Origin of the sequence: Arthrobacter sp. HMSC06H05, assembly GCF_001807395.1 — a bacterium.
Taxonomy (GTDB): domain Bacteria; phylum Actinomycetota; class Actinomycetes; order Actinomycetales; family Micrococcaceae; genus Pseudoglutamicibacter; species Pseudoglutamicibacter albus.
Genome location: NZ_KV788998.1, coordinates 32,623 through 57,643 on the forward strand (window position 1 = coordinate 32,623; position 25,021 = coordinate 57,643).

21 protein-coding genes are annotated in these 25,021 nt (G+C 58.9%); 17 read left to right on the top strand and 4 right to left on the bottom strand.

All coding sequences use genetic code 11. From position 1 onward, the window contains the following. The first annotated feature begins 12 nt into the window (after positions 1–12). The 8 genes from rsfS (at position 13) to HMPREF3160_RS08220 (ending at position 8,220) form a co-directional block, all read left to right on the top strand. Complete coding sequence (gene rsfS / locus HMPREF3160_RS08190; protein WP_035755105.1) at positions 13–390, top strand: ribosome silencing factor; 378 nt, start codon at positions 13–15, stop codon at positions 388–390. A 579-nt stretch (positions 391–969) separates the two neighbouring features. Continuing rightward, a complete protein-coding gene (nrdH, locus tag HMPREF3160_RS08195) occupies positions 970–1,215 on the top strand; it encodes a glutaredoxin-like protein NrdH (protein ID WP_070507998.1) in 246 nt (81 codons plus the stop codon). Positions 1,216–1,346: 131 nt separating this feature from the next. After that, the gene (nrdI, locus tag HMPREF3160_RS08200; protein ID WP_035755106.1) at positions 1,347–1,826 is read left to right on the top strand and encodes a class Ib ribonucleoside-diphosphate reductase assembly flavoprotein NrdI; all 480 of its coding nucleotides are present in this window, start codon (positions 1,347–1,349) and stop codon (positions 1,824–1,826) included. Then, positions 1,823–3,970 carry a class 1b ribonucleoside-diphosphate reductase subunit alpha gene (nrdE, locus tag HMPREF3160_RS08205; protein WP_070508000.1) on the top strand — a complete coding sequence of 716 codons (2,148 nt, stop codon included), beginning with the start codon at positions 1,823–1,825 and terminating at the stop codon, positions 3,968–3,970. Before nrdI ends, nrdE begins: the two co-directional genes overlap by 4 nt. A gap of 112 nt (positions 3,971–4,082) precedes the next feature. Continuing rightward, positions 4,083–5,054, top strand: a complete 972-nt coding sequence (gene nrdF, locus HMPREF3160_RS08210; protein ID WP_035755110.1) for a class 1b ribonucleoside-diphosphate reductase subunit beta — start codon at positions 4,083–4,085, stop codon at positions 5,052–5,054. 533 nt (positions 5,055–5,587) lie between these two features. Continuing rightward, on the top strand, positions 5,588–6,361 hold the full coding sequence (locus HMPREF3160_RS10355) for a DUF6338 family protein (RefSeq protein ID WP_370977562.1): 774 nt from the start codon (positions 5,588–5,590) through the stop codon (positions 6,359–6,361). A 174-nt stretch (positions 6,362–6,535) separates the two neighbouring features. Then, entirely contained in the window at positions 6,536–7,291 is a 756-nt protein-coding gene (locus HMPREF3160_RS08215; protein ID WP_141739887.1) for a lipoate--protein ligase family protein, read from the top strand. A 56-nt stretch (positions 7,292–7,347) separates the two neighbouring features. Beyond that, a complete protein-coding gene (locus HMPREF3160_RS08220; protein ID WP_070508002.1) occupies positions 7,348–8,220 on the top strand; it encodes an SOS response-associated peptidase in 873 nt (290 codons plus the stop codon). Between the two features lie 45 nt (positions 8,221–8,265). Here the strand turns inward: HMPREF3160_RS08220 and relB are convergent, their stop codons facing one another. The 3 genes from relB to zapE form a co-directional block, all read right to left on the bottom strand. Then, positions 8,266–8,481, bottom strand: a complete 216-nt coding sequence (gene relB / locus HMPREF3160_RS08225; protein WP_035755112.1) for a type II toxin-antitoxin system RelB family antitoxin — start codon at positions 8,479–8,481, stop codon at positions 8,266–8,268. 142 nt (positions 8,482–8,623) lie between these two features. After that, positions 8,624–10,822 (bottom strand): S9 family peptidase, encoded by a 2,199-nt coding sequence (locus tag HMPREF3160_RS08230; RefSeq protein ID WP_070508032.1) that lies wholly within the window; start codon positions 10,820–10,822, stop codon positions 8,624–8,626. 20 nt (positions 10,823–10,842) lie between these two features. Next, on the bottom strand, positions 10,843–12,024 hold the full coding sequence (gene zapE, locus HMPREF3160_RS08235; RefSeq protein ID WP_083285571.1) for an AFG1/ZapE family ATPase: 1,182 nt from the start codon (positions 12,022–12,024) through the stop codon (positions 10,843–10,845). A 221-nt stretch (positions 12,025–12,245) separates the two neighbouring features. On the opposite strand from zapE, the gene HMPREF3160_RS10245 reads away from it, so the two are divergent. The 6 genes from HMPREF3160_RS10245 (at position 12,246) to pdxS (ending at position 20,508) form a co-directional block, all read left to right on the top strand. Then, on the top strand, positions 12,246–12,560 hold the full coding sequence (locus HMPREF3160_RS10245) for a DUF6504 family protein (protein ID WP_232219251.1): 315 nt from the start codon (positions 12,246–12,248) through the stop codon (positions 12,558–12,560). Between the two features lie 21 nt (positions 12,561–12,581). Further along, the gene (gene dnaE / locus HMPREF3160_RS08245; RefSeq protein ID WP_070508006.1) at positions 12,582–16,157 is read left to right on the top strand and encodes a DNA polymerase III subunit alpha; all 3,576 of its coding nucleotides are present in this window, start codon (positions 12,582–12,584) and stop codon (positions 16,155–16,157) included. Positions 16,158–16,262: 105 nt separating this feature from the next. Then, positions 16,263–18,284, top strand: coding sequence for a threonine--tRNA ligase (thrS, locus tag HMPREF3160_RS08250; RefSeq protein WP_070508008.1), 2,022 nt, complete (start codon positions 16,263–16,265; stop codon positions 18,282–18,284). Further along, positions 18,277–18,873: an HIT family protein gene (locus HMPREF3160_RS08255; RefSeq protein WP_035755121.1), complete on the top strand. Its 597-nt coding sequence runs from the start codon at positions 18,277–18,279 to the stop codon at positions 18,871–18,873. Before thrS ends, HMPREF3160_RS08255 begins: the two co-directional genes overlap by 8 nt. Positions 18,874–18,875: 2 nt before the next feature. Then, a complete protein-coding gene (gene pgsA, locus HMPREF3160_RS08260; protein WP_035755123.1) occupies positions 18,876–19,547 on the top strand; it encodes a phosphatidylinositol phosphate synthase in 672 nt (223 codons plus the stop codon). Between the two features lie 67 nt (positions 19,548–19,614). Next, on the top strand, positions 19,615–20,508 hold the full coding sequence (pdxS, locus tag HMPREF3160_RS08265) for a pyridoxal 5'-phosphate synthase lyase subunit PdxS (protein ID WP_035755125.1): 894 nt from the start codon (positions 19,615–19,617) through the stop codon (positions 20,506–20,508). 116 nt (positions 20,509–20,624) lie between these two features. Here pdxS and HMPREF3160_RS08270 read toward each other — a convergent pair whose 3' ends face one another. Next, complete coding sequence (locus tag HMPREF3160_RS08270) at positions 20,625–22,637, bottom strand: M3 family metallopeptidase (protein WP_070492259.1); 2,013 nt, start codon at positions 22,635–22,637, stop codon at positions 20,625–20,627. A 116-nt stretch (positions 22,638–22,753) separates the two neighbouring features. Between HMPREF3160_RS08270 and HMPREF3160_RS08275 the strand changes: the two genes are divergently transcribed. From HMPREF3160_RS08275 to ruvA, 3 genes are all read left to right on the top strand, one after another. Further along, complete coding sequence (locus HMPREF3160_RS08275; protein WP_035755130.1) at positions 22,754–23,515, top strand: YebC/PmpR family DNA-binding transcriptional regulator; 762 nt, start codon at positions 22,754–22,756, stop codon at positions 23,513–23,515. Positions 23,516–23,562: 47 nt separating this feature from the next. Continuing rightward, on the top strand, positions 23,563–24,186 hold the full coding sequence (ruvC, locus tag HMPREF3160_RS08280; protein ID WP_070492256.1) for a crossover junction endodeoxyribonuclease RuvC: 624 nt from the start codon (positions 23,563–23,565) through the stop codon (positions 24,184–24,186). Between the two features lie 171 nt (positions 24,187–24,357). Next, positions 24,358–24,996 (top strand): Holliday junction branch migration protein RuvA, encoded by a 639-nt coding sequence (gene ruvA, locus HMPREF3160_RS08285; protein WP_035755132.1) that lies wholly within the window; start codon positions 24,358–24,360, stop codon positions 24,994–24,996. The last annotated feature ends 25 nt before the right edge of the window (positions 24,997–25,021 follow it).

A 25,021-nucleotide genomic window follows, 5' to 3' on the forward strand; every position in this document is an offset into this window, starting at 1 on the left:
TCTTGGAGGACCGTGAACGTTCCGAGCATTGTCACAGATCGCCTCAACGCTGCCGCACGTGCAGCCAGCGTCAAGGGCGGGGAAGAGATCTCCGCGATCTATGTGGGGGAGCGCCTCGGGTTAGCTGATGCGTTTTTGATTGTTAGTGGATCTTCGGAACGGCAGGTGGAAGCTATCGCTGAAGCCGTTGAAGATGAGCTGCGGATCAATCATGAGGACCAGCCGTTGCGGCGTGAAGGTCGCGGCAGCGGGCGCTGGGTTTTGCTGGATTATGGTGACATCGTGATTCATGTTCAGCACGAAGAAGACCGGGATTTCTATGGTTTGGACCGCGTCTGGGCGGACGCGCCAGCGATTGAGCTAGCTGAGCGGCAACCTCAGGAACTCTAGACGCAGCAACTGCAGGCGCAGGAAACCGTGCGGCGGGTCTTTAGGACTGTGGCGGGTCTTTAGTACGAGGACCGCGGTACGGGGACCGCATGCCCCGTCTAGCGGTGGCCGTGCCTGTTGGAAAGGGCTAGAAGGGCGAGACATCGAATAGTCGATGTCTCGCCCTTTTCGTTCAATCTGTCAGTGGAACAGGCCACACTGAAGGTGTCATTGCAGGGGTGCGCAACACGCCCAAAACACGGTGAGTAAAAATTAATTTTTCCCTCTTTTTCTGTGCACATGGCTGGGGACTATGAACCGCACACGCTGTGGACAACTGGGTGTGAGCCGCGGAATCTCGCACTTCCAGCCGTGAACATCTCCACAGAAGCTGTGGACGAGCGCCTGTGAAATAACATCGATGTAAGACAGGATATGGTGGTCTAGGTTCCTGCTGTACACAATATGTAGTGGTGGGGGGTAGTATGGAACCCATAACCGCTGGAAGTGCACAGTAGTTTCTAAGGAAATCGAAAGTTTCGAGGAAGCTCAAAGCTGGGACGCTTCTGAACAGAAGTGGCTCAGGAAGGAAAGAAAATCATGGCAGTAACCGTCTACACCAAGCCAGCATGCGTTCAGTGCAACGCGACCTACCGCGCGCTCGATAAGAAGGGCATCGAATACGACGTTGTCGATATGTCGCAGGACGCTGACGCTCTTGAGCGTGTACGCTCCATGGGCTTCATGCAGGCGCCAGTCGTTGTGACGGAATCCGATTCCTGGGCGGGCTTCCGCCCAGACAAGATCAGCGAACTGGAGAACTCGCTCAAGGCTTCCGTAGCCTAACGGCGGCCTAGCGATTCATATATCCCCTCCGGTTCGTGGCTGATGGCTGACCACACGGTGAGGGAGAGCCGTTAGGGGCAGATGTAGTCTCATCAGCCGTTATCACGACGCCTTGGTCGGGGAGAGGGAGCATGGCAACAACATTGGTCCCAGAGCAGGCAGAGTCTGCGCCGGAAAAGGAAATAGAAAAAACCCGTGAACGGTTGATCTACTATTCATCCGCTTCAGGTAACACGCACCGCTTCGTCACGAAGCTCAACCGTCGAGCAGCTCGCATCCCTATGCACCGCTCAGAGCCGGATCTTGTTGCAGAGACTGACTACGTGTTGCTCGTGCCAACATACGGCGGCACCAAGGGGGAGCGGTCGATCTTGCCGCAGATTCTGAACTTTCTGAGGGAACCTCAGAACCGGAAGTATCTGCGTGGAGTCATGGGAGCTGGGAACTCCAACTTCGGTGCGCAATACAACATCGCAGCGCACAAGATCGCTGCGAAGTTGGACGTACCACTGCTATACACATTCGAAATCATGGGCACGGAAGAAGACGTGGCCCGCGTTAACGAAGGACTGGACGAGTTTTGGACACACCTCTCGCTGAATCCTCAGTGAAAACCAGCTTCAAGGAAATCCCTGAACAGTACCAAGGGTTGAGCTATCACGAGCTCAACGCGATGCTGAACCTGTATGGCGCTGACGGGAAGATTCAGTTCGACGCTGACCGCTACGCTGCCCGTCAGTACTTCTTGGACCACGTCAACAACAACACCGTCTTCTTCCACGATCTCGATGAGAAACTCAACTACCTCGTGGAGAAGAAGTACTACGAGCCTGAGACCCTCGAACAGTACTCGCGCGAGTTCATCAAGGAGCTCTACGACTTCGCGTACTCCAAGAAGTTCCGGTTCGAAACGTTCCTGGGTGCATATAAGTTCTATACCTCCTATGCGCTGAAGACCTTCGACGGGGCCCGCTACCTTGAACGCTTTGAGGACCGCGTGTGCATGGTGGCTCTCCACCTTGCCCGCGGCGATGAGAAACTCGCGACGTCCCTGGTGGATGAAATCATTGAGGGTCGCTTCCAGCCGGCAACGCCAACGTTCCTCAACGCTGGTAAGGCTCAGCGCGGTGAATTGGTCTCCTGCTTCTTGCTCCGTGTTGAAGACAACATGGAATCCATCGCCCGTGGCGTGAACTCGTCGCTGCAGCTGTCCAAGCGTGGCGGCGGTGTAGCACTCAACCTCACCAACCTGCGTGAGCACGGTGCACCGATCAAGAAGATCGAAAACCAGTCTTCGGGCGTCATCCCAGTCATGAAGCTACTCGAGGACTCCTTCTCCTATGCCAACCAGCTCGGTGCGCGTCAGGGCGCCGGCGCGGTCTATCTGCACGCACATCACCCAGATATTTATCGCTTCCTTGATACCAAGCGTGAAAACGCTGACGAGAAGATCCGTATCAAGACCTTGTCTCTGGGTGTTGTGATCCCGGATATCACGTTCCACCTCGCTAAGCGCAACGAAGACATGTACTTGTTCTCGCCGTACGACGTCGAGCGCGTCTACGGTGAGCCGTTCTCTGAAATCAGCGTCTCTGAGAAGTACTACGAGATGGTTGATGACAAGCGGATCCGCAAGTACAAGATCAATGCGCGTGAGTTCTTCCAGACGCTGGCTGAGCTGCAGTTCGAATCGGGTTACCCATACATCGTGTATGAAGACACGGTGAACAAGGCTAACCCGATCAAGGGCAAGATCACGATGTCTAACCTGTGCTCGGAGATCCTCCAGGTCTCTGAAGCCTCGACCTATAACGCTGACTTGAGCTACGCGCACGTCGGTAAGGACATCTCGTGCAACCTCGGCTCGATGAATATCGCTAAGACGATGGACTCCCCGGACTTCGGTAAGTCCGTTGAGGTTGCGATCCGGGCTCTATCCGCGGTGTCTGAGATGAGCGATATCCAGTCGGTTCCATCGATCGCCAAGGGCAACGCCAAGACTCACGCGATTGGCCTTGGCCAGATGAACCTGCACGGATACCTAGCCCGCGAACGCATCTTCTACGGTTCGGAAGAAGGGTTGGATTTCACTAACATCTACTTCTACACGGTGCTGTACCACGCTCTGCGTGTATCGAATCAACTTGCGATCGAGAAGCAGCAGGCTTTCGATGGTTTCGAGGACTCGAAGTACGCAAGCGGTGAATTCTTCGATAAGTACACCGAGAAGGCATGGGTTCCGGAGACCCCTAAGGTCGCCCAGCTTTTCGAAGACGCTCAGGTGCATATCCCGACCCAGCAGGACTGGGAAGAGCTTAAGGCTTCCGTCATGGAGCACGGCATCTTCAATCAGAACCTGCAGGCAGTCCCACCGACCGGTTCGATCTCCTACATCAACAACTCGACCAGCTCGATCCACCCGGTCGCATCGCAGATCGAGATCCGTAAAGAAGGCAAGATCGGCCGCGTCTACTACCCGGCACCGTACCTCACCAACGACAACCGTGAATACTACGAAGACGCGTACGAGATCGGCTACAAGAAGGTCATCGACACCTACGCCGCTGCTACCCAGCACGTGGACCAGGGACTTTCGCTGACACTGTTCTTCCGTGATACCGCAACGACACGCGATGTCAACCGTGCACAGATCTACGCGTGGACTCAAGGCATCAAGACCATCTACTACATCCGCTTGCGTCAGATGGCGCTGGAAGGAACTGAAGTAGAGGGTTGCGTATCCTGCATGCTCTAAACACGGCAGTACTGACAGTGGTGGGGCATCCAAGTAACAGTTGGGTGCCCCACCATATTCACGCCACTCAAGAATTCCCCACCCATGAGATCCTCCGAAAGGGAGAGGTGACATGACCACCGACGCAGGCAATCCGCTCGTTACCGCCATCAACTGGAACCGCATCGAAGACGATAAAGACGTTGAAGTCTGGAACCGTCTGACCAACAACTTCTGGCTCCCAGAGAAGGTCCCGGTATCTAATGACGTACAGTCTTGGGCGACGCTGACCGAAGCTGAACAGCTCATGACGATGCGGGTCTTCGTCGGGTTGACGTTGCTTGACACGCTGCAGGGCACGGTCGGTGCGGTATCCCTCATCCCGCACGCTCTCACCCCACATGAGGAAGCGGTGTACACGAACATCGCGTTCATGGAATCGGTGCACGCGAAGTCCTATTCGCAGATCTTCTCGACCCTGGCATCGACCCGTCAGATCGATGATGCGTTCCGGTGGGCACACGAGAACCCTTACCTGCAGAAGAAGGCGCAGATCATTCAGTCGTACTACGACGGTGAGGACCCACTCAAGCGGATGGTTGCCTCGACCCTGCTTGAGTCGTTCATGTTCTACTCTGGCTTCTACCTGCCGCTCTACTGGTCTGTTCACGCCAAGCTCACGAACACTGCGGACATGATTCGCCTCATCATCCGTGACGAGGCGGTCCACGGATACTACATCGGCTACAAGTACCAGAAGAACCTCGAAAACGAGACCCAGGAACGCCGCGACGAACTCAAGGACTGGGTCTATGAGTTGCTTTTCGAGCTCTATGAGAACGAGGTCGCTTACACCCACGAAATCTACGACGAAGTGGGTCTTGCTGAGGACGTCAAGAAGTTCCTGAACTACAACGCGAACAAGGCGCTCATGAACCTCGGCTATGAGGCGATGTTCCCAAGCTCGGTCACCAACGTGAACCCGGCGATCCTCTCCGCGCTCTCACCGAACGCGGACGAGAACCACGACTTCTTCTCCGGCTCCGGCTCCTCTTACGTGATCGGTACCGCCGTCAACACCGAAGACGAAGACTGGGACTTCTAAGAACACGGGACTTCTTGACAGGCTCCCATCACGTTGAGCCTCGGCCCTGTTCGACCTGCACCCGGTGTGGGCGGAACAGGGCCGAGCTGGTTATCGCACGCGAACACTAATCGGGGCGATTCCTACCGAAACCGTGCAGCCGGCTGAACTAAAGCCGCGTGCATACTTCGAGCACCAAACAACGGTAAACTTCGGGGCGTGAGATCAGTTTAATTTAGTTACCAAAGCTGATGGCAGGTCGTAGTATCAGGTGAAGCAAAACGTTGCTTAATGACATGGACTAACGCGCCGCAAAGGAATGCATTTGGGACACAGTAGAGCTGGCTCTGATTGCTCGTGAACGTTGGATCTCCGCCGACACAAGATGGTCGGCGTGGACTTGATAGCTTCCAGAAACCCGAGCGTGGCTGGCTTGATTTTACTAACACGTGCCAGGGGTTCCCTCAGGCGCGCGCCTACGGTTACGTATAACGGCGACGATACTTAACTACACTGCCCTTGGGCAGGTGGAACATCAGGCGGAGGTCTGGGTAATGAACATTCCAAGTTCTTTTCCTGAGATATTATTCTTAGTTGTTCTCATCACGCCAGGTGCCACCTACTCGCTGGTAAGGCGCAGGGTCCTCGGATGGGAGGCGCCCGACCATAGCGTCGCTTCGCGTCTGTTTGATGCATTGTTCGTAAGCATTGTGTTTGATGCCCTCTACCTGGTCCTTCTATTGTTCTATTTTGGCTGGGAGGGTGGCTCCATACTCGAGCGTGTAGAGGCATTGGTTACCTATACACATGGCGGAGTCCTTGCTCTCTCGCTGACCGTCCTTCTTTTGCTAGTGCCTTCAGGTGTTGGCTATTGTGCAGCTGCTCGATTCAAGAGAATAGACGTCGAGACAAAGAACGGAGCAACCCGACGCAAACTTATCCGAATAAATCGAGCACGTTCAACTCCCAGGGCATGGGATCACGCAGCGTTTCGTGCGTATGAACCTTGTTTCGTGCGAGTTCGCACTGAGAATGGGCACTACTATGGAGGATGGTTCGATACTGATTCACTGGTGAGTACGTATCCGTTCGCCCGCGACATATTTATCGCTGTTGCTTGGAAAATGGGTGAATCAGGAGAATTTTTGGAACCAATGCCTGATACGACAGGTATTTGGATTCCGATTACTGATGGTTGCATCGTAGAATGGGTCGATACTGAAGCGCCTACAAACGATAAGAATGGAAAATGTCTGAGAAAATCAACTCGATGTCAGCTACTGCGGGGAATGCTGAGTCTGGGAAGAATCTCCATTCGACATCGCTGAAAGAGAGCGCGAGTCCGGTAGTTTCGAAACAACGCCCAAGTAAAGGGCCTATTGGAGGTGCGTCCGGGTCCGACGTGAAAGGTCCTGAAGTATCTACCAAATCCAAGGGCTAGCCACTCGTCCAAAGTCGTAGTTTGTGTAGCCTCGAGGCGCAGCGGGCTAAACTAAGGCTCCGTGAGCACTGCGATCCCCGAACAGCAGCCGACAGCCGGAATACTTTTACGTGAGGAACCTTCCGGTGACCCCGCGGCGGATCTTGACCGCGGCATCGAACTGTTGCGAGAGGTCGCACAAGACAAACGTGGGCCGCTGCTGCGCATATACCGTCCCGCTCCGACCCTGGCCTTCGGCCAACGCGACACCCGAGCACCCGGCTACGAGGCTGCCGCCCAAGCAGGCCGCGACGCCGGATTCGCCCCACTCATCCGCAAAGCAGGGGGCCGGGCAATGGCCTATCATCCAGGCAGCTGGGTCATCGACCACATCCAACCCGAAAAAGACGCGATGCTCACACACCAGCACCGCTTCGAACACTTCGCGAACCTCTTCGTGGAAGTATTCACACGCCTCGACGTTACGGCCGCAGTGGGGGAGCTACCCGGAGAATACTGCCCTGGTGAATACTCGGTCCACGGGATCGCGACCAGGCAAGGCCGCTTCGGGCGAGGACGCAAAGTAAAGCTCGTCGGGACGGCTCAGCGCGTGGTTCAAGGGGCGTGGCTGTTCTCATCGGCCGTCATACTCGAAGACACCGACCCCATCGCCGCCGTAACCGAATCCGTCTACGAGGCGATGGGGCTGGAACTGGATCCCAACACCATCGGATCCGTGCAAGACCTCGTCGCTGAACCCATCACGCATGAACGCTTCATCGAGACACTCCTAGAGGTCTGGGGCGAGCACGGCTATACGTTCGACGAGCGCGGGTAGGTAGTTGCTCTCCGCGCCTGCCTCATCGTGCGGGTTGCGTGTGCCACGATGGATACATGTGTGGACGCTATGTGATCGCCCGGGCTGCCGGAGACCTCATGGACGCGCTCGGCATCGAAATGCCCGATGCGGACGGCACCGAAGACGCTTATGAACAGCTAGAACTTCGGCCCGACTACAACGTTGCGCCCACAAAAGACGTCCCGATCGTGCTGGAACGGCTCATCGAGCCCGCGGGACATCTGCCAACAGGACAGGTGTCAGCGGGGTATCGGCGTGAACTGCACGTGGCGCGCTGGGGTCTGGTCCCGATCTGGGCTAAAGATCTCTCGTTCTCCTCCCGCGCTTTCAACGCACGCTCAGAAACTGTGACGTCGAAGCCGACGTTCAGGTCAGCTGTGAAAGCTCGCCGCTGCGCGATCCCTGTGGATGGCTACTATGAATGGCTCGCACCAGAGAAACCGGGCGGGCGTAAGCGGCCGTTCTTCGTGCACCGTCAAGACGGCGCGCCGATCGTCTTCGCGGGTCTGTATGAATGGTGGAAAGACCCCAACCCGCACAACGACCCAGCCTCGCGACAAGACCCAACAGCCGGGGCATCTAGTGTTCCGGCGGAGAATCCGTGGGTGCTTTCGTGCACGATACTGACGTGCGCATCGCCATCACACGAAGCCCCAGGGATGGCGGGTGAACTTGGACTGCTCCATGACCGTTTGCCGGTTCCGCTCGGGGACGAAGCCGCGCTGAGCGCATGGCTGGATCCGGAAAGCCAGGACGCTGCAACGCTCGTCGCTGAAGCTGTAGCCCACGCTTACGATTCGCTTGGGGAGTGGGAGATGCACGAAGTCGGCCCGGCTGTAGGCAATGTGCGGAACAACGGCCCAGAACTCATCACGCCTATCGACAACACCGACCCGCCACTGTTTTAGCTTCTTGTACGGTCAATTCGACGCGGTACAGGGTAAGTTGCATGGTCATCGGCCGAGGTCGTCTAGGATCTCCTCGATGGTGAAGCGTTCACCGGAATCCTGCGCCATGGCTTCACGTAGCTCCGCCAAATCGTACGAATCCTCGACCTTCTCTAGGATCGCTGCACGGGCGAAATCGGAGATGGCGAGCCCCTCGAATTTGGCGAACTTGCGGACGAGCTCAGCGTCTTGCTCGTTCATACGGATGGCTATGGTGCTCATGGTTACCCCCTACGGACGTTGTGAATACAGTGTATTCACGGGTGCGTTCTGAAGTAAGAGCCGACGCTGCTCTAGTTTTGTTGCATCGTTCTGGCCGGCTAACCACCAACGGCTAGGCGGCCAGAACGTTGCTCAATAACGGCTATCCGAGCGAGAGCGGCTTCTCAGGTCCCTCGCCGAGCACATGCTCTTGCAGGAAGCCGATGAACGTGCGGTACCAGACCTCAGCATTCCCGCGGGACTCGATCCAGTGACCCTCATCCGGGAAGTAGAGGTAGCGGTGGGGAAGCGACCCGTCCGCAGCACGTGGTGTGGACGCATGCACATGGAGTGCGTGCCACAGCTCGAGCCCCTGACCGATCGGAACACGGTAGTCTTTATCGCCGTGGATCACGAGCATCGGGGCTGTGATCTTCTCCGCGAAGAGATGCGGCGAATACTCCGCTCCCTGCTCCCGCATCGCACGGTCCCAGGACGCGTTGTCGGTGCTGCGGCCCATCGAGGTCGTATTCCATAGCGAGGCGTGGGTCACGATGGCTTTGAACCGGTCGCCCGTATGCCCGGCAACCCAGTTAGCCATGAAGCCGCCGTAGGAACCGCCAGCGAACGCCTGCTTGGTTTCGTCGATGTCTGCCCGCTGGATGGTGGCGTCAGTGAGCGCCATGATGTCCGTGTACGGGGTTCCGCCGAGCTGCTGCTGGCCACGGTCGATCATCGCCTGGCCATAGCCGGTCGAGATAGCCGGGTCCGGCAGAAGGACCGCGAAGCCCGCGGCGACAAACGGTGCCGGGTTCCAGCGGTAGGTGAACGCGTTCCACGAACCCCACGGTCCGCCGTGTGCGAACACGATGAGCGGGTGAGGGCCGCTACCTTCCGGCAACCGTAGCCACGCGCGGATCTCGGTTCCGTCCTCCGCTGTTGCCGTGATGTTTTCTGTACGGCCCGGCTGATCCGTTGCATCAGCTGGGTTAGCGAGTTCCTCGACCGTGACCTCAGCCGTGTTTTCTGCTGCTCCGGCGTCGCTCGGTAGCCCGATGCGCACCGGATGCGGTGCAACAGAGATCCCGTTACGCAATGAAATCAAGGCGGGCGCTTCATCCCCGCTTACCGAGCGGTCCGCGGCACCCACACGTGCCAGGCCAGTGAAAACCTCGCCGGTACCTGGGCCGCCGGCGATGCGCTGCGGCGCGGCATCGGTCGCCGAACCGAACCATACGGAACCGCTACCGGCGTCATCGCTCGTTGCCGCGAGCTCGGAATTCGTGACCCAGATCGGAGCGACCCAGTGGTCCAGCTCCGGCCACAGCTCGGTGCGCTCACCGGTCGCGATATCCATGATGTGGGAGGTCGATCTCAGCGACTGCTGCGGGGTCCAATCACGGGCGCAGTTGAGAACAACCTTGGCTGAATCAGGAGAAATATCGACCAGGCTGAGGTGATGACCAGGAACCGTGTCGACGTCGGTAAGCATGGTCTTCTCACCCGTAGCGACATCGATGCGCCACAACTGCGTGCCCGTGATGAGATCAGCGACGTTGACCTCGATCGCTGCGAGAATGAACGAGGCATCCGGGGCCGCCTTCCACGAAAGCAATCGCCCCTTCGGCATCCGTACAACACGCCAGGAGAGCAGCGAATCCGCTCCCTCAGCGGCGTCGTTGTTCTCGCTAGTGTCGTTGCCCTTGCTATCCGCCTCGCTGTCTTCGCCAGCGGTGTCCTTGCTGACAGCGTCCTTGCTAGCCGCCTCGGCGGCTTTCTTGAGGCGAGCGTTCTTCTCATGTTCAGAGGCGGCTGCCTCGATGTTTTCGGGCAACTCAGCCACCAGGATCACGTCCGTTGCAGGCCCAAGATCGCTCGCCCAATAACGCGAAGGGAACGCGGAATGAAGGATCCCGGACACATGCATCGTGGAGCGGCTACGCGAATACTCTGCGTGCTCCGCTTCAGTGCTCGCCTGCGAATGCATACCCGCTTGAGCGAACAGTGTGCTCTTACTGACCTGCAAGCTACGGAACCCACCCGGACGCGAGCCAAGCAACAATGGGGAAGCAGACGCCTGCGGAAGGTGCCATATGCAACTGCCGGCCTTCGCGCCCTCAGGGTTGGACGCCATATAAAACAAGCGACCCCGCGCATCCAAGACGGGGCTTGATGCGCCCTTCTCGTGGCGGGTCAAAGTACGGGGTTGTGTTGAACCCTTCGGGAGTTCAACGATCTGGCTCTGCCAGCCGGTGCCATCGGCATCCAGCTGTTGGACGGTGGCGACGACGCGTCCGTTAGCGCTGGCTTCAAGGCCCGTGACGCGTGTTGCGTTGAGAAGTGTCTGAAGGGTTTGATTCATAGTTTCGAGGCTACCGCGCATCAAGGGCGCGTGTCAGCAACCGGTGTCAGCAGCTGCAGGCGCGAAAACATGCGTTCGGGATAGACCGGCCCGCGGGGTGCGCGGGCAAGCTCCTCCGGTGGGACCGGGGCATAGACGTGTAGCGGGATGTCCGCATCGGCTAACACATCGACCATGTGCGCGAACCGCTGTATCGCGTTGCGCGTCATACTTTCAGGCGCGGGGACCTCCCGGAGGACCCAGGTCGAATAGTCATCGGCGAGCGCGAGCAGATCTGCTGGGGAAATGCTGCCTTCGCATAAGTATTCCCAGGTTGTGTCTAGTGTGGCGTTTTCTGAGTCCGTGCTGTCTAGGCTGGTGGGGTTGACGGTCAGGGTGCGTGCAGTCCCGGGTAGCGGGATGGTTGCGCTGCTTGTTGTGGTGTTGCCTGTTGTGGTGCCGGTGGCTGGGGATGAGGCGGGGCTGTTGACGATGGTCCAGGTGCCCGCTGCGAAGCCGGTAGCTTGGTGCGGGCTTGGCTGGTGCTGGTTTGGGTGAGGCGGGATTGTGTGGTGTTGGAGCGCGCGGTAGTCCTGTGGATGCGTGAGGGTTAGGACCTCGAGGTTTTCATGGATGTGGCGTGCTGCGGGGCCGAGCGCGTCAGCGATCATGGGGTCGTCGTGACCGTTACCGGGCGCGGCGTTGGATGTTGTGAAGAGTGCGATGTCGTGCTCGGCGAGGATGCTGAGTGCGCGGCGCAGCATGACGGCGTCGGCGACATCGTGGACGTGGAATTCATCGATGAAGATCACGGTGTTGGCTGCTACGACGTCGGTGACGGCTTGCGCGAAGGCGTGCCCGTTGGTGTGCATGCTGTGGGTTAACGCGCGGAAGAACGCGGTCAAATGCATCCGCAGGGTTGCTGCGGGGGCGTTGCGGAGGATGCTGTCGATGAGCCAGGTCTTACCGCGTCCGACCTCGCCCACAAGGTAGACCCCCGAACGGTGCGAGCCCAGGATTGTGTGGGCTGCGCTTATCTGGTGTGGATCGAGTGCAACGCCACGGCTTTCAGATGCCCGGCTGGTCGCGGCGAGCGCGGCGTCGAGTGAGGCCCAGCCGAGACGTTCGTATAGAGGGCTCGGCGGGGCAGGCATGGTTTCTTGCTGAGAAGGGGTGTTGTCCGGAGAGGTCGGGGTAGCGCTATCGAGGGGTTGAAGGGGCATGGTCCCTATTGTCTCCGATGGGGCAGAACGTGTGTGTAACGCAAGCGCGCAGAGGTTAGGGCGGGTGTGCGGTTCAAACTGTCAGGGGGTATTCTTAAGGTCTTCCTATCGAACACATGTTCGAATCTCGTTGTGTGAGGTTCCGCTTCCCAGGCCCCGCACATCCAGCGTTGCGGCCGAGCCAGCTCACAGGCGGCCGGTGAGAAGTAGGAAACATGAGTATGTTCACCCAATCTGTGGAATTGCGTTGTGACGAGCAGGGCGCGCCGAGTGCCGTGCTGTGGCAAGGGCGCACATGGACGGTGTGCGCAGAGCCCGTGAAGTGGTTTGAGCGTAGGGCCTGGTGGGAGGAGGACCCTAGAGCCGTTAAAGGTTCTGGACCCGGGACTGTTGATCATTTGGTGTGGCAGTTGCAGGTGCAGTTGAACCCAAGTTCTGAGCCGCAGACAATGTATGTTTCTCAGCACTGCGCAACGGGCCGGTGGCGGCTGATCAATGTTGAACTGCCTTCGCAGCCTTTACAACGTAGCGCGTAGAGAAGGCAGTCGCTTAAGCGTATGAAGGGAAAAGTGGGTTTCCCGCATCTGCATGTTTCTACCGCGTATAGCACCCACTACGGGGTTGACCGGCCAGAGAAGTTAGTGGAACAGGCTGCAGCTGATGGTGCTTGGGCTCTAGCGTGCACTGACCGCGACGGGCTATACGGGGCTATCAAACATGTTGCGGCGTGCATCGAGCATGGGGTCACCCCGATTCTGGGCGTAGATCTTGCTCTGCTCGAAAGCACGAGCGTTTCTGGCGCGAGCATCGCAGACGAAGAAAATATCGTAGGCGGGGCGAGCACCGCAGCTGGGGTGAACAGTGCCGGCGAGGTGAGCGTTGCAGGTCGGATTGTTGTGCTCGCCCGTGGTTCCTCGGAGGGGTATTCGGCGCTGGTTCGGCTCGTGTCGGTAGCGCATCAGCGGGGGAGAGAAGCCCACGGGATTGTGGGGGTGAGCCGGCTTGATGTGCGCCAAGCAGTACTCGGGCCCGATGGCTATGTACGCCTCAGTGTGCTCCTAGGGCCTGACTCGGATGTGGGCCATGCCGCGTATCGTCGCCGCTATGCGCACATGCGGCGCCGGCTTAAAGCATGGCAGGACACACTCCATACCGATGCGTTGTTTATAGAACTGGTGAGCCACATGTCCCGGCCCGGGCAGCGCTGTAGCCACGCGCATGCTCTACGGATGTGGAAAGCCGCCCGCGAAAGCCGTATGGAAGCGGTTGTGACGAACGCGGTGCGGTATGCGACCCCGGACGGCGCCGCCACCGCCGATGTTGTGGACGCGGTGCGCCTGATGAGCCCACTAGGTTCTGTTACCGCACCGAAAGGCACCGTTCCCGCGGTGAGCGCTGCCCGCGGTGAGAGCCCGCAAGTCAACGGGCAAGGATGGCTCAAGCCAAGCGCCCAGATGCACGAGGTGGCTGCCGAGCTGGCCTCGGCCGCGGGGCTAGGGTCCCAGGGGGCCGAGCAGTTGCTGCGCTCAACGCAACGGTGTGCGTCTCTGAGCGCGCTTGATCCGGTCAAACATATGGGCTGGGGAACCCCGGTTGTTCCTGAGGCGCACGTGATCGGGATTAGGCACAACCCGATGCTTGAATTACGGCAACGGTGCCTGGCGAGCCTCGAACGGTTATTCGCTCCAGGCGGCGAAGCTGTTCTGCATCATTCACCGGCGCGCGCTGAACGGATGCGTCAGCGTGCCCTGGACGTCCTGGAGCATGAACTGGGCATCATCGAAGAGCTCGGGTTTGCAAGCTATTTCCTCACCGTCGCCGCGGCTACCGACATCATCCACGGCATGGGGGTCAGGGCCGCCGCGCGAGGCTCAGGCGCATCGAGCCTTGTGGTGTACCTCTTAGGGATATCGCATGTGAACCCGCTTGAACATGACCTGATCTTTGAACGTTTCCTCTCACGGGAACGAGCAAGCCTGCCGGATATCGATGTGGATGTTGAATCCGCTCAACGTCACGCGGTCTATAGGGAACTGTTCAAACGCTTCGGTGAAGACCGCACCACGCTCATGTCGATGCAGAACGCCTACAGGGCAAGGGGAGCGGTCCGCGATGCAGGCTATGCGCTCGGCATGGAAAGCGACGATATCGACCGAGCAGCTAAGAGCCTGTGGCGGCTGAACGCCTCGAACGTGCGGGACGCGGTTGCGAAAATGCCGGAGCTCGCCCCGCTCGCGCACCGGCTTGAAGCTGAACGCCAAACCGGTAACAACCGGTGGGACTTACTCGTCGATCTCACAGAGCGGCTTGACCGGTTGCCTCGCCACATCTCAATGCACCCGTGCGGGGTGATCCTTTCAGACAGTTCCTTATTAGACCGGACCCCGGTCCAGCCCTCCGGTATGGGGCTGGCTATGAGCCAATTCGATAAACACGACATGGACCACATGGGGCTCATCAAACTCGATGTGCTCGGGGTCCGGATGCAGTCAGCAATCGCCTACACCCTCGAAGAAATCAAACGGATACACGGGGTAACGGATTCGGTCTATTTAGACCGGATTCCGTTCGATGATGAAGCCACTTTCCAGATGATCCGGACAACCAACACGCTGGGGGTTTTCCAAATCGAATCCCCAGGCCAGCGGGAACTCATCGGGAAGCTCGCCCCGACTGAACTCAACGACCTCATCATCGACATTTCCCTGTTCCGTCCAGGCCCGATGCAATCAGACATGGTCAAACCGTTCCTGGAACAACGTCACGGATTCCGGCACACGGAAGTCCCGCACCCGGATCTCGCCCCGATCTTGAAAGAAACCCACGGGGTTGTGGTGTTCCACGAACAAGTCCTGCGCATCATCGACCTCATGACAGGGTGCGGGCTCGCACGTGCTGACGTGTACCGGCGCTGGATCGGCAACCCTGAGCGGGAACCGGTCTTCGAAAAAACGTTCAGGCGCGATGCGCTCACGAAAGGGTATTCGGTCGACGTCATCGATGAAGTATGGTCCATCCTGGCCGCTTTCGGCTCCTTCGGATTCTGCAAAGCCCACGGAGCCGCGTTCGCCATCCCCACATATCAATCCGCGTGGCTGAAAACCCACCACCCAGAAGCGTTCATGGCCGCACTATTCGAACACGACCCGGGCATGTACCCGCAAAGGCTGCTCATCGCAGAAGCCCGCCGGCTCGGTATCCCGCTACTCCCGCTGGATGTCAACGCCTCGAGTACATCCTTCAAGCTTGAACGCATCCCCGAACACGCCCAAACACCGAGTGAACCAGTACCCGGGTATCGGGTGCGCGGAGATCTTGGCATCCGCATGTCCTGGACACTGGTCAGCGGACTCAGCACCCCTGAAGCCCAACGCTTAAGCGCCAACGCCCCCTACACATCAGTCGCAGACGTTCGTTCCCGCGCCCGCATCACTAAAGCCAGCATGGTCCGGTTAGCCCAACTCGGAGCACTCGACCGTTTCCTGACACCCGGTAGAGGAGGCAGAGCCGACCTCATTCACCACCTCGAAACCCAACGCAACACACCACAACGCGCGCACAAAGACCGACCCATCCCAGGCCAAGGCGCACTCGATCTAGGGGTGGACCTTGAAACCGCGGCGCTAGCACCGGTTATCCCTGATCCGACACCAGCCCAAAACGTCCGAACCGAACTCGACCTCACCGCCGCTGACATCAGCGGCCACATCATGGACGCCCACGCCTCCTATCTCGAAGCCATCGGCGCAACCCCATCCAACCGGCTTCTGGAACTACGCTCAGGGACCCGAGTCCTCGTCGCTGGGGTGCGTGTGGCAACTCAAACCCCGCCGATGCGTTCAGGGGAGAGGGTCGTCTTCATTAGCCTCGATGACGGGCACGGTTGCGCCGATATTTCCTTCTTCACCCAAGCGCAAAACGATGCCGGCCCGATCGTTTTCTCATCACGACTCATGCTCGTAGAAGGCACCACACGCCGCACCGGCCCGAGAGCCGTGAGCATCCAAGCGATCCGTGCATGGGACCTCCAAGAACCCATCACACCCGAAACCCCACCCGAAAAACTCCCACCGCAACCCGGCTACCTCGAAAACACCGCATACACGAAACAAACATGCCGCGCTTCACACTGAATAAGGACATAGAAACTCAACAGTGCCATAGAATGAGACATTGGCTGGTCGTGGCCTCGGTATGCCACTCACCATAAAGCCATAGAACAAGAAAGGCGGGCCACCATGGCTGATTCCCTGAACCTCACGATCGACGGACAAGCGCGGGAGGTGGAACAGGGAACAACTGGACTCGACCTGTTCAAAGACCAGAAAACCACCGTAGTGATGCGCGTCAACGGTGAACTGTGGGACCTTCATCGCGAAGTGCCAGCCGACGCTGTCATCGAATCGGTGGACATCAGCAGCCCAGACGGACTCAACGTTCTACGCCACTCGACCGCCCACGTCATGGCTCAAGCCGTCCAGGAACTCTACCCGGAAGCTAAACTCGGCATCGGCCCCTACATCACCGACGGCTTCTACTTCGACTTCGACGTCGATGAACCCTTCACCCCGGAAGACCTCAAGGCTATTGAGAAGCGCATGCTGCGCATCGTGAACCAGACCCAGTCTTTCCGCCGCGAAACCGTCACCGCTGAACAAGCACGCGCAGCACTCAAAGACGAGCCATACAAGCTCATCCTGCTCTCCAAAGCCGATGAAGCCGCAACCTCGGGCGAAGGCATGAGCGTTGAGATCGGTGAAGGCGAAATCACCCTCTACGACAACATCGACCGCAAGACCGGCGAAGTCATCTGGCGAGACCTCTGCCGCGGCCCGCACCTGCCGAACACCAAGATCATCTCCAACGCATTCGCGCTAACCCGTAGCGCGGCAGCATATTGGCTCGGCAACGAAAACAACAAACAGCTGCAACGTATCTACGGCACGGCGTGGCCAACCAAGCAGGAACTCAAGGAGTACCAAGAGCGCCTCGCAGAAGCCGAACGCCGCGACCACCGCCGCCTCGGAACCGAACTCGACCTGTTCTCCTTCCCGGATGAGCTCGGCTCCGGCCTGCCGGTGTTCCACGTCAAAGGCGGCATCATCAAACGCGAAATGGAAGACTACGTTCGCGACCGCCACGTGGCCGCAGGCTTCGATTACGTCGGCACCCCCCACATCTCACGTGCTGGCCTCTTCCACACCTCAGGGCATCTGCCGTACTACGCGGACACGATGTTCCCGCCGCTGACCGTGGACGCCGAGCACGATGACGACGGCAACGTGACCAAGCCGGGTCAGGAATACCGCCTCAAAGCGATGAACTGCCCGATGCACAACCTCATCTATAAGTCACGGGGCCGTTCCTACCGCGACCTGCCTCTGCGTCTGTTCGAGTTCGGGCACGTCTACCGGTACGAAAAGTCCGGCGTGATCCACGGGCTGACCCGCGTGCGCGGTTTCGCTCAAGACGACTCCCACTCCTACGTGACCAAGGAACAAGCACCGGAAGAGGTCCGCCACCTCATCGAATTCATGCTGTCCCTGCTACGGGACTTCGGTATGGATGATTACTATCTTGAGCTCTCAACCCGAGATGAGGACTCCGATAAGTTCATCGGTTCTCAAGAACAGTGGGAAGAAGCAACCCGCATCTTGGAGGAAGTCGCTGTCTCGACCGGTGTTGAGCTCGTCCCGGATCCAGGTGGGGCGGCGTTCTACGGGCCAAAGATCTCCGTCCAGGCGCGAGATGCGATCGGCCGCACATGGCAGATGGGCACGGTCCAGTACGATTTCAACCAGCCAGCCCGCTTCGAACTCGAATATCAGGCAGCTGACGGAACCCGGCAGGAACCAGTCATGATCCACGCCGCCAAATTCGGTTCGATTGAACGCTTCATGGGCGTGCTCACCGAGCACTACGCGGGTGCGTTCCCGGCATGGCTCGCCCCCGTTCAGGTGCGTGCGATCCCTGTTGCTGAGGTATTCAACGACTATCTCACCGAGATCGTCGAGCGTCTTAAAGCCGAGGGCATCCGCGCGGAACTCGATGACAGCCACGACAGGTTCCCCAAGAAGATCCGCAACGCGTCCAAGGAGAAGATCCCGTTCACCCTCATCGCAGGTGGGGAAGACCAAGAAGCCAACGCGGTCTCCTTCCGCTACCGTGACGGTTCGCAAGACAACCAGGTGCCTGTCGATGAAGCGATCGAACGCATCGTGAAGCACGTACGCGAACGGATCAACACCGATCATGCCTGAAACTGAGAACCCTCAATCAACCGCTCACACGGAAGCCGAGCACGATGCCGAGGTCACCGACGACTTCGAACTCGCTTCAGCACCAGACCGGCTGGGCCGGTTGTGGACCCCGTACCGTATGGCCTACGTCGAGAAGGGGCAGGACCAGGTCAAGGACGAGCACACGTGCCCGTTCTGTTCCGGGCCTCAACGCAGCGATGAAGACGCACTCATCGTCTATCGAGGCGAACATTGCTTCGTGAACCTCAACCTCTACCCATATAATCCGGGCCACATGATGGTGATCCCGTACCGCCACGTCCCGATGTACACCGACATCACAGCGGAAGAAACAGCTGAGATGGGCGAGCTTGCCCAGAAAGCGATGCGCGTGCTGGCCCACGTTTCGGGCCCTGACGGTTTTAATCTCGGCATGAATCAGGGCCAAGCCGGAGGTGCCGGTATCGCCGCGCACCTGCATCAGCACGTGATCCCGCGTTGGGGTGGGGACACGAACTTCTTCCCGATCATCGCTGAATCCAAAGCGATCCCAGTGGTGTTAGGGGATACGCTGCGGCTCATGAAGCAAGGCTGGGGCGAGGTCACCTAGGCATGTTGGACCGGTACGCGCGCGGGTTTTTCACGGCTCTGTTCCGTCCGCTCGTGAAAGTCCTAGCGCGGGTAGGCGCGACACCGAACCTGGTCACGGTACTGGGCTCGGTGGGCGCGGCCGTGTCCGCGGTCGCGCTCTACAGTTGGGGTCAACTGTTCTGGGGCACTGTTGCCATCACGTTGTTCATTTTCTCTGACATGGTCGATGGCCAACTCGCCCGGCACCTCGACAACCAAGCCGAATCTGGGGTAGGTCAGCCGCGCTCACACACCGAACGAGCGCTAGGGAACTTCCTCGATTCTTCCCTCGACCGGCTCGTGGATTTCACGATCTTCGGAACGCTCGCGTTCTGGTGGTTCACAGGTGGCGCGCGCCCGATGTTCGGCGCAGCAGCACTGACCCTTTTGAGCCTTGGTGGGCTCGTCTCTTATGTGCGGGCTAAGGCTGAATCGCTTGGTTTCGATGCTTCGGTCGGTTTCGTGGAGCGTTCGGAGCGTCTCGTTGTCGTGCTTGTCCTCACCGGTTTCACCGGCCTGGGATTGAATCCGTGGTGGTGGTTCGGGGGAGTCGTAGCTGTATGTATTGGCTCGGTCGTGACTCTTATTCAGCGTATTTCCAGATGTGTCGCAACCGCTCAGCGTGTGCACGGTGTGACAGATACGATGAACTAGGGTTTGGCCGATACCAGCCGTTGTTTTCCCTTCCACTCAATTTCGATGACCGAAAGGTATTGTTCGCGTGAACACTCAACCGTCCCAGCAGGCCTCCCGCGTCCGTCGTGGGCTTGCTGACCATCTGACTGGCGGCGTCATCATGGACGTCGTGACCCCTGAACAGGCTCGCATCGCTGAAGCCGCAGGCGCTAAGGCTGTCATGGCTTTGGAGCGTGTACCTGCCGATATCCGCGCTCAGGGCGGTATTTCTCGGGCATCGGATCCTGACATGATCGTTGGTATTCAGGAAGCCGTATCGATTCCAGTGATGGCGAAGGTACGCATCGGGCACTTCGTTGAGGCCCAGGTTCTTGAAGCCCTCGACATCGACTTCATCGACGAGTCCGAGGTTCTTTCCCCAGCTGACTACGAGAACCACGTGGACAAGTTCGCGTTCAAGGCACCATTCGTGTGTGGCGCGACGAACCTCGGTGAGGCTTTGCGCCGCATCAACGAGGGTGCTGCGATGATCCGCTCCAAAGGTGAAGCCGGAACCGGCGATGTCTCGAACGCGACCGGCCACATGCGTAAGATCCGCGCGGAAATCAACCGCCTGACTTCGATGGCTGAGGACGAACTGTTCGTTGCCGCGAAAGAACTGCAGGCGCCCTACGATCTCGTCGTTGAGGTCGCCCGCGAAGGAAAGCTGCCGGTGCCCTTGTTGACCGCAGGCGGTATCGCAACCCCAGCAGACGCAGCCATGATGATGCAGCTCGGTGCCGAAGGCGTGTTCGTGGGCTCCGGCATCTTCAAGTCCGGTAACCCTGAGGCTCGCGCCGCCGCTGTGGTCAAGGCGACCGCCAACTACAACGACCCGAAGGTGATCGCTGACGTATCCCGTGGTCTCGGCGAAGCAATGGTCGGCCTCAACGTAGATGAGATCCCAGTGCACCACCGCCTCGAAGACCGCGGCTGGTAGCACACACACGCCAAGCGCGCCCTTCGTCATATCGAAATGGTGTGGGTGGATGAAGTTCGTAACGTTCTGCATCTACCCACACCATTCTTTGTTCTCGACTCTGGTCTAGCCGGCTTTTATGCCTTCAGCCCGCGGCGTTCAAGCAGAGGCTCGATGCGGGCATCGCGTCCACGGAATGCGCGATAGCTTTCCAGTGCGTCGCGCGTGTTACCGCGGCTCAAGAACTCCTCACGGAACAGCTGGCCAGCGGCACGGATGTCCTCTTGCTCCTTGAACCATTCGACCGCATCGGCGTCAAGGATCTCGGACCAGATGTAGCAGTAGTAACCTGCCGAATAACCGCCAGCGAAGATGTGCTGGAAGTAGCCGGTCTTGTAGCGAGACTCGATCGAGTCCGGGTTGAAGCCAGCATCACGCAATGCTGAGTCTTCGAACCCGGCCGGGTCAGCCTCGACGTCGGTACCGGTGCGCTGGTGCCACGCGAGGTCTAGAATCGATGCGGCGAGGTATTCGCTCGTCGAGAAGCCTTCGCCCCACGTGCTGGTCGCGGTGAGTTTTTCGATCTGATCGGCAGGAAGCGGTTCACCCGTGTGTGCGTGCTTGGTGTAGTGCGGAAGAATCTTGGGGTGTACTGTCCACATCTCGTTGACCTGGGACGGGAACTCGACGATGTCGCGCCCAACGTTGGTGCCCGCCAAAGAAGGGTAGTGTGCGGCACTCAGCAGGCCGTGGAGCGCATGCCCGAACTCGTGGAATAGTGTGTTGACCTCATCCCACGTGCACAATGCAGGGTTCCCGCCGGTTGGCTTAGGGATGTTCAGCGTATTGCAGATGATCGGGCGTGAACCGGTTGCGGTAGCACCTTGGGCAAGCTCATTCATCCATGCCCCACCACGCTTGGTGTCGCGGGCGAAGAAATCGCCCACGAACAGCCCGACGGCATCCCCGTTCTCCTCGATAACTTCCCAAATCCGGGCATCCGGGTGAGGAAGCGGAAGGTCGTGGCGTTCCGTGAACCTCAGCCCATAGACCAATCCAGCGGCACGGAAAACGCCTTCAGTCAGAACTGTGTCGAGTTCAAGGTGCTGTTGCAACAGTTCCGCGTCGACCCCATCGGACTGCGAGCCAACAAGACTCAGCCCGCGTGCGCGATCCCACGGTGCCACAGGAGCCTCGGGGGACAGAGGCTCGAGGCCGAGCGCTTCAGCGATCCGCGCATCCTCGGCGGCCGCGTTCGCGAGCGCAGGCTTAGCCAACTGCGCCAACAGATCGTTGATAGCCGAAACCGAGGTTTCCGACCGCAGAGACAGAATCTCTTCTGCATGCGTCTCAAAACCGAGCAAGCGTGCGCGCTCTACGCGCAATGCCGCGATCTGCGCGGCGATCGTAGAGCTCTTGCCGTCAGATGCACGCTGAGACGATGCCTCGTGCAACTTCTTGCGGCCTTCAGCGGTGGTCAGGATCGCTTCATCAGGTTGAACGGTTGGCAACACGAGCGAGATACGGTGGCCTTCCGCTCCCGCGGCCTGAGCTGCGGCGCGGGTCGCTTCAAGTCGGGCAGGGGAGAGGCCCGTAGCTTCCGCCTCCGTGAGGGCAGGCGCTGCATCCACGAGGTTCTGCATCGCGAGGCGACCGAACTCTGTCTGTAAATCGGTGAGCTTCGCGTTCAAGGCCTTGAGCTTTTCCTGGCCCTCAGCGTCCAGTTCCGCGCCGCTCGCGCGGAAGGATCGCATCGTGACCTCAACGAGGCGTGCCTGTTCGCCTTCAAGCGCGCCCGCATCGACCTGCTGCATCCGGGCGTACAGGCCAGGGTAGAGCGTCATTGCGTCCTGATGCGCTGCGACCATAGCCGTAACTTCAGCCTCGATAGCCTGGATTTCTTCCGTGGCATCAGCTGAGAACAGGTGGAACGCGACCGCCGTTGCACGATCAAGGGCTTCGCTTGAGAGCTCAAAAGCCTCGAACGTGTTGGTGAAGTCCGCCTCGTGCGGATCATTGACAATGGCCGCGACGGCTTTCTCTTGAGCCTCGATTCCGGCACGCACCGAGCTGCGCAACAGATCCGGGGTCACGGTAGAGAAATCAGGGAAGTTGTAATCAAGCCCGCTAGGCTCCGTAAGACAAGTCATGAAAAGACTCTTTCACACTAAGTACATCGACGCCATGCCGAGTAACGGCGCTACGGTGAGGGCAGGCTATAGAATGGTCTGACGCTAGAACTAACTGACATAGGGACGGAAGAACTATGGCTGGCCACTCCAAATGGGCGACAACCAAGCACAAGAAAGCTGCGTTGGATGCGAAGCGTGCGAAAGCTTTCGCGCAGTTCATCAAGAAGATCGAGGTTGCCGCGCGTGCTGGTGGTCCGGACCTAGAAGGTAACCCGGCTCTTGAAGTCGCCGTGAACAAGGCGAAGAAGAACTCCGTTCCTAACGACAACATCGACCGTGCGATCAAGCGTGGTGCCGGGCTGACTGGTGAGGTCATTGACTACACCGAGATCATGTATGAGGCACGCGGTCCGCAGGGCTCGGCTCTCTTGGTGCACTGCCTGACCGATAACCGCAACCGCGCGGCCTCTGAGACTCGCGTGGCGATCACCCGTAACGGTGGCACGATCGCCGACCCGGGTTCGGTCAACTACCTTTTCAACCGTAAGGGTGTCGTGGTGGTCCCTGAGGCTGATCACACCGAGGATTCCCTCATGGAGGTTGTCCTCATGGCTGATGTTGATGCCGAGGAGATCACCAAGGTCGGCGATTCTTTCACCATCGTTTCGGAGCCTTCGGAGCTGCAGTCAGTTGCTCACGCGCTGGATGAAGCCGGTGTCGAATACAGCTCTGATGAAGTCGAGTACGTGCCGACGATGAAGGTTGAGCTGGATGTGGATGCGGCCCGCACGTTCGTCAAACTTGAGGAAGCGCTCGAGGAGCTCGATGACGTGCAGGCCGTGTACTCGAATGTCGATATGACGCCTGAGGTCATTGAGGCGCTAGGCGAGGAGTAGAGACTGTTGCATTCGGTTCGCGTAACGGCTTCCGAGGTGGTTGGTGCGTGCGCGTAGCAGGAGTTGATCCAGGGCTGACCCGTTGCGGGTTGGCCCTGGTTTCTGTTGGTACTGACCGCACAGCAACGCTCGAGGACGTGCGGGTGATCGGTTCCCCGTCTGAGGTTGCCTTGGACCACCGTCTGCTCACGATTTCTGAGCGGATTGATGAGTGGCTGGATGAATTCCGGCCTGATGCTTTGGCGATTGAGCGCGTCTTCACTTACACGAACGTCTCTACGGTGATGGGTACCGCCCAGGCGATGGGCGTGATCATTGCCGCTGCCGCGCGCCGCGGCATTCCGGTTGCCTTACACACCCCGACTGAGGTCAAAGCCGCTGTGACCGGTAGCGGCCAGGCTGATAAACAGCAAGTGGGGCGGATGGTGACCAAGATTCTGCGCCTAGCGGCCGCCCCGAAACCAGCCGATGCGGCCGATGCGATAGCGATCGCTCTGGCTCACGGGTGGCGTGGGGCTGACCCGGCATCCAAGGCGGCGGCTTCAGGATCGAATCAAAGTGGTGTGGCCCCAGCACAGCGAGCCTGGCTCAAGGCGCAGGCTCAGGCCGCTAATAATGCGGCGCGTGCGGAGTCTGCTTTGCGGGCGCGTGCACGTAAGCCGCGTGGTTGACCGTGCTGGCTCGTGAGCGCTGTGACACGGGGCGTATCTAACACACATACGGATAGTTCGAAGATATATTCGGATAGACTTCTCGTATCACTCTCCGTGTTTGTGGTGCTCTCTTATGTGTGAGGCGTGCCGTCGGCGCGCTGTTATGTCCGTGAAAGGTTGTTCGTACCCATGATTTCTCAGCTTCGAGGCACCGTTACGACGTTGAACCTGAACTCGGTGGTTCTTGATGTGGGCGGAGTGGGCTACCTCGTCAACGCGGTTCCGCGGACGTTAGGGGAACTCACGGTAGGTCAAGAAGCCACTCTTCCAACGAGTTTGGTGGTGCGTGAAGATTCGATGACTCTCTACGGTTTCACTAGTGCACGTGACCGGGACGTTTTCGACATCATCACGAGCGTTTCAGGGATCGGCCCGAAACTGGGTTTAGCTATTTTGGCGGTTCACTCTGCAGAAGAGCTCGCCGCGGCTGTTCAGAACGAAGACACGAAAGCGCTGACCCGCGTTTCGGGTGTGGGCCCTAAATCGGCAAGCCGAATTATCCTTGAACTCAAGGGCAAGCTGACGCTCTCGGCGGATGCTACTGCCACTGCCGCCCCGGCCGCCCAGACCGAAGCCGAAGCGTTGGCTCAAGCCGCCGAGGCCCAAGTGGTCGAGGGTCTCACAGGCCTGGGGTGGACTGAGAAGGAAGCTAAGAAAGTTCTTGCAGCCACGCTCAAGGCACAACCGGAATTGGCCGGGGCCTCGGTTCCAGAGCTGTTGCGCGCTGCATTGCGGGGCGTGGGGGCCGGGACCGGAGTGCGCTCGTGAGCATGCCGGAACGGTCTTGAAACTA

Bases quoted from the DNA above. Each gene is read 5' to 3' on its own strand.
- nrdH (WP_070507998.1), top strand. From the start codon at position 970: ATGGCAGTAACCGTCTACACCAAGCCAGCATGCGTTCAGTGCAACGCG.
- nrdI (WP_035755106.1), top strand. From the start codon at position 1,347: ATGGCAACAACATTGGTCCCAGAGCAGGCAGAGTCTGCGCCGGAAAAG.
- nrdF (WP_035755110.1), top strand. From the start codon at position 4,083: ATGACCACCGACGCAGGCAATCCGCTCGTTACCGCCATCAACTGGAAC.
- HMPREF3160_RS10355 (WP_370977562.1), top strand. From the start codon at position 5,588: ATGAACATTCCAAGTTCTTTTCCTGAGATATTATTCTTAGTTGTTCTC.
- HMPREF3160_RS08220 (WP_070508002.1), top strand. From the start codon at position 7,348: ATGTGTGGACGCTATGTGATCGCCCGGGCTGCCGGAGACCTCATGGAC.
- relB (WP_035755112.1), bottom strand. From the start codon at position 8,481: ATGAGCACCATAGCCATCCGTATGAACGAGCAAGACGCTGAGCTCGTC.
- HMPREF3160_RS08230 (WP_070508032.1), bottom strand. From the start codon at position 10,822: ATGAATCAAACCCTTCAGACACTTCTCAACGCAACACGCGTCACGGGC.
- zapE (WP_083285571.1), bottom strand. From the start codon at position 12,024: ATGCCCCTTCAACCCCTCGATAGCGCTACCCCGACCTCTCCGGACAAC.
- HMPREF3160_RS10245 (WP_232219251.1), top strand. From the start codon at position 12,246: ATGTTCACCCAATCTGTGGAATTGCGTTGTGACGAGCAGGGCGCGCCG.
- dnaE (WP_070508006.1), top strand. From the start codon at position 12,582: ATGAAGGGAAAAGTGGGTTTCCCGCATCTGCATGTTTCTACCGCGTAT.
- thrS (WP_070508008.1), top strand. From the start codon at position 16,263: ATGGCTGATTCCCTGAACCTCACGATCGACGGACAAGCGCGGGAGGTG.
- HMPREF3160_RS08255 (WP_035755121.1), top strand. From the start codon at position 18,277: ATGCCTGAAACTGAGAACCCTCAATCAACCGCTCACACGGAAGCCGAG.
- pgsA (WP_035755123.1), top strand. From the start codon at position 18,876: ATGTTGGACCGGTACGCGCGCGGGTTTTTCACGGCTCTGTTCCGTCCG.
- HMPREF3160_RS08270 (WP_070492259.1), bottom strand. From the start codon at position 22,637: ATGACTTGTCTTACGGAGCCTAGCGGGCTTGATTACAACTTCCCTGAT.
- HMPREF3160_RS08275 (WP_035755130.1), top strand. From the start codon at position 22,754: ATGGCTGGCCACTCCAAATGGGCGACAACCAAGCACAAGAAAGCTGCG.
- ruvA (WP_035755132.1), top strand. From the start codon at position 24,358: ATGATTTCTCAGCTTCGAGGCACCGTTACGACGTTGAACCTGAACTCG.